This window comes from Sodalis-like endosymbiont of Proechinophthirus fluctus (genome assembly GCF_001602625.1).
Taxonomy (GTDB): domain Bacteria; phylum Pseudomonadota; class Gammaproteobacteria; order Enterobacterales; family Enterobacteriaceae.
Map to the genome: position 1 here is coordinate 84,144 of NZ_LECR01000090.1, position 4,601 is coordinate 88,744.

Here is a 4,601-nt window from a genome sequence, read left to right on the forward strand (position 1 = left end):
GAAAAAGAGCAGCTGCTGCGCGCGCTTTTTGACTATTTGCAAACGTTGTGACAGAAAGACAAAGGAGAAACGCTACCGCCAGTTCTTCACGATATTGCAGCACCGACCAGAAAAAACCGCACGTCATCAGTAGTAAATACGCCATACCTGTGGCGCCCTAACAGAGCCCGAACATTATAGAGCTGACCTCCAAGGTTAAACTACAGAAAGCCGACCAGCGGCAGTAGCAAATAGTATAGGTTATTGTGTAACCGTCGCCGCCGTTCCTGCAGCCAGAACTGGGCAATGGCCGATAGGTTGACGAAACTGAGCGCCACCAGCGCGCTAAAATTAATCAGCAAGGTCGCGTTTACCAAGTCAAACGACACCGCCGACAAGGTAATCATTTCTGCTAGTAGCACATTAAAGGCCGGCGTACGCCGCCAGGTAGGAAAATTTACGAAACCGAAAAATCGCACGAAGGATCACTATTTACAGCATCCGGCGTTTCTTCGGAAAATGAGCTGATGCCGTCAAATCCTAGGAACGGAGAAGAACGGAATCGCGGTAGAGCCGGTAATTATGGGGATAACACAGGGATTATCAGACAAGAATGGCATCATGCTCACTAAGGTGTCGCTGCCATCCCCTATTACCCCGTGGATCACCCAACTATAGGAATACCACTATACTCCGCAATCTGCAACAATACAATAAAGCTGTTGAAATGAGCGACCAAACGAATGCCGAGTAAACTGAACATCGTCATCATCGCCACTAGTCCAGCGATAAAAATCCAGACTGACACCGATGGGAAACAGCGTCTGCAGGTAAATTTTCGCCAAAAGGATGTTAATTATTGACATAAAGAGGCGATAATCCAACAGCGATGACTAGCCTACCATAAAACCTACGCCAGGGCTGATGGCTTTCCGGGCATAGATATTATGCTGAAGGGAAGCAGCAGACCAATTTACCGTAGCCGAGCACGGTAAAGAGAACGGCGCAAAGCGCTGGCGCATAGACGGTAGCCAATGCCCATTGGTCAGGCTAGAAATAATGCCGAAAGTATCGAACAACGTCATCGGCTGCAAGGTAGGCCAGGTCTATCATCACGACCTGAAACAAAATCAGGGTTTTTCTCAATGTAGCGTGCTCGTATGGCAACCTGCCCTGCCACAACTTTCTATCCTATACTCATTTACTTCCTCAATTTACGTCCTCATGTACGCGCGAAGGTGCCTGTACCTCCTCGGGTGACGGTCATGTCGCGTGCGTGCAACACTTGCGCGTAACAGCGATGAAAAAATGGGTGCCTTTCGACGGCGAGTGTCACTGTTCAATATGCCCCTTGGCAAGAGATCATACTCTTCCCTGGCTTCGTCCGTTAATCACTTATAATGCCTGCGTAGTGCCCAGTTGCTATTATTCCAGCCATTCCGTGTGGAACACTCCTTCCTTATCAATACGCTTATAGGTATGGACTCCAAAATAGTCGCGCTGAGCTTGGATCAGATTGGCTGGCAGCACGGCGGAACGATAGCTATCATAGTATGCGATGGCGGCGGAAAAGGTCAGCGTCGGAATACCGTGTTGAACCGCATAGGCTACGACATCGCGCAGCGCCTGTTGATAGTCATCAGCAATCTTCTTAAAGTACGGCGCCAACAAAAGGTTGGCGATCGCCGGATTCTGAGCATAGGCATCGGTAATTTTTTGCAAGAACTGCGCCCGGATAATGCAGCCAGCGCGGAAAATTTTCGCTATTCCGCCGTAATCCAGATCCCACTGGTTTTCATCCGAGGCAGCTTTCAACTGGGAGAAACCCTGTGCATAGGAAACTATTTTGCCTAAATATAGCGCGCGGCGCACTTTTTCAATAAAATCCACTTTATCACCTCTGAACGCTTCAGTTTTCGGACCGGTGAGAACTTTGGACGCCGCCACGCGCTGCTGCTTCAAGGATGACAGGTAACGGGCAAACACCGATTCGGTAATCAAACTCAGCGGCTCCCCTAAATCCAGCGAACTCTGGCTGGTCCATTTGCCGGTGCCTTTGTTAGCCGCTTCATCGAGAATGACGTCCACTAGGAACTGGCCCTGCTCATCCTTTTTAGTGAAGATATCTTTTGTTATAGCAATCAAATAGCTGCTAAGCTCGCCTTTGTTCCATTCGCTAAAGGTGCTGGCCAGTTGCTCATTGCTCAGACCCAGTGCATTCTTCAGTAACGCATAGGCTTCAGCAATCAGTTGCATGTCGCCGTATTCGATGCCGTTATGCACCATTTTGACATAATGCCCGGCGCCATCGGGACCAATATAGGTCACACAGGCTTCACCATCGACGCGCGCCGCGATTTTTTCCAGGATGGGGGCCACAAGCTCATAGGCGTGTTTCTGTCCGCCCGGCATAATCGACGGCCCTTTCAGTGCTCCCTCTTCACCTCCGGAAACGCCGGCACCGATAAAGTTAAGCCCCTCTTCCGAGAGCTCGCGATTGCGGCGGATAGTATCTTTATAGAAAGTGTTACCGCCATCAATGAGGATGTCACCCTTCTCCAAAAACGGTTTCAAGGATTCAATGATTTTATCAGTGCCTTCACCGGCTTTGACCATCAACAGAATACGCCGCGGTTTTTCAAGCGAATTGACAAATTCCTCCACGCTATAATAGGGCACCAGCTTTTTCCCCGGGTTTTCAGCGATCACTTCATCGGTCTTTACACCCGACCGGTTAAAAATAGATACGCTGTAACCACAGCTTTCAATGTTAAGCGCCAGGTTGCGCCCCATGACCGCCATACCGACGACACCTATCTGTTGTGTGGACATTAAGCAACTCCTGTAGTAAGGATGATCCCCTGCCGCCGCCGCGCGACGGACATGTATATATATTATATGTTAACCTAAGCAAGTATCTGGCGGGTAGTGATTGGTGCAATTAGGAACGCTATCCTTTTTCGTGGCCTGCCAGCTCGCGGTAGATATCAACATAGCTACTAACCATCCGCGTTGAGATAAATAAGGCGTTGAAACGTTCGCGCGCCTGTTCGCCATAGCGCCGTACCTGGGCAGGATCCTGCCAAAGCTGACGCATTGCATCGGCCAGCTCCGCCGGAGATGCCGGCGGCACCACCAGGCCGGTTTGCAGATGGACATTAACATAGGTGGTGCCGGTACCGATTTCACAGCTAATGAGCGGCTTGCCGTACATCGCTCCCTCCAATAGCGTAATGCCAAACGCCTCGGACCGTAAATGGGACGGGAATACTACACTATAGCAACTCTCTAACAATGCCACCTTGTCCACGTCTGGTAGTGCGCCGAGGAAATAGATATTTTTCAGCCCTAATTTGGCACTGCGTTTTTTTAGTTCCGCCTCCGCCGGTCCCACCCCAATCAATACAATGGGGTAAGGCGCACAGCTCGCCGCTTCGATTAGAGTATGTAATCCTTTGTAATAGCGAAACGCGCCGATGAACAGAAAAAAACGCTCGCCGAACCGATTGCGCCACTGCGCCTCGCGCGCCTTGTCTTCCGGTGGATAGGACGCACGATTGAGACCAAATGGGATCACCGATACTTTGGTTAGGTAGCGCTGCAAAATTGGGCTAGTGGCGACATAATTCGGGGATGAGGCAACAATACGATTGACATCGCCGAGAAAATGGCGCATCAGGGGCGTATATATCCACAGGATGAATTTTTGTTTCACAATATCCGAATGGTAGGTAACCACGGTCGGTTTGGTGTTCGCCGCCAAAAAATGTACCATATCCATAAAAGGATAAGGGAAATGAAAATGGACCACATCAGCTTCGGCCGCTAGTTGGCGAAAGCACGCGATAGCACCAAACGAAAACGGCGTCGAGACAAATTCAAAATTGACGGCGCTATAAGCAGTATGATGCTGTCCCAGAGGCTTAGGTTCGCAGTGACCACGCGGACTCAGCGCCAGCACAGTAGAATCGATACCGTACGCGGGTGCGCCTTCGCATAACTGAAAAATGACCTGCTCAATACCGCCGTAAGAGTCGGGATAGTAGGTTTTATAAAAATGTAAGACTTTCAGCATAGACTATATTAAACCTTAAGATAGGCTTTAATCGTATCCTGAGCGCAGCGCTGCCAGGAGAACATTTGCGCGCGTGCCAGACCAGCGTCTATGGTCTCAACGCGCCACACATCGTCTTGCAACCCTCGTGCTATACCCTCGCTTAAGGCGTCGACATCCCTCGGATCGCAAGTTAACGCCGCATCATTCGCCACCTCCGGCAGCGATGCGACGTTGGAGCATACCGCCGGTACGCCAGACGCCATGGCCTCCAATACTGGTAAACCGAATCCCTCATACAATGAGGGGAATACAAACAAGCGGGCGGCGGCAAATAAAATGGGCAGTTCTTCTTGCGCTACATACCCCAGATAGCTAACCCACCCTTCGCGGCTGCCGCGTTCAAGGCGCTGATGCTCAGCGCCGCTGCCCCAGCCTTTATAACCGCTTATCACCAGCGGATAACGCTGCCGCAGCTTTAACGGAAGCTGTTCATAGGCACTGAACAGCACCATTAGATTTTTGCGTGGCTCAATGGTGCCAGTAAATAAGGTATAACCACGATATC

General features: G+C 50.4%; 3 protein-coding genes and 1 pseudogene. All 4 read right to left on the minus strand.

Annotation, left to right across the window (positions count from 1 at the left end; genetic code table 11):
* Positions 1-76: 76 nt before the first annotated feature.
* Positions 77-1,161, minus strand: a pseudogene (locus BG74_RS18385) (APC family permease); the annotation flags it as partial.
* A gap of 243 nt (positions 1,162-1,404) precedes the next feature.
* Complete coding sequence (gene gnd, locus BG74_RS09060; protein WP_066597978.1) at positions 1,405-2,811, minus strand: NADP-dependent phosphogluconate dehydrogenase; 1,407 nt, start codon at positions 2,809-2,811, stop codon at positions 1,405-1,407.
* A gap of 118 nt (positions 2,812-2,929) precedes the next feature.
* The gene (locus tag BG74_RS09065) at positions 2,930-4,054 is read right to left on the minus strand and encodes a glycosyltransferase family 4 protein (protein WP_066597980.1); all 1,125 of its coding nucleotides are present in this window, start codon (positions 4,052-4,054) and stop codon (positions 2,930-2,932) included.
* Between the two features lie 8 nt (positions 4,055-4,062).
* On the minus strand, positions 4,063-4,601 hold a 539-nt coding region (locus BG74_RS18390; protein WP_244267492.1), incomplete at its 5' end, for a glycosyltransferase family 4 protein.

What these genes read in the sequence shown, in the direction of transcription:
- gnd (WP_066597978.1), bottom strand. Translation starts at nt 2,811, where the DNA reads ATGTCCACACAACAGATAGGTGTCGTCGGTATGGCGGTCATGGGGCGC.
- BG74_RS09065 (WP_066597980.1), bottom strand. Translation starts at nt 4,054, where the DNA reads ATGCTGAAAGTCTTACATTTTTATAAAACCTACTATCCCGACTCTTAC.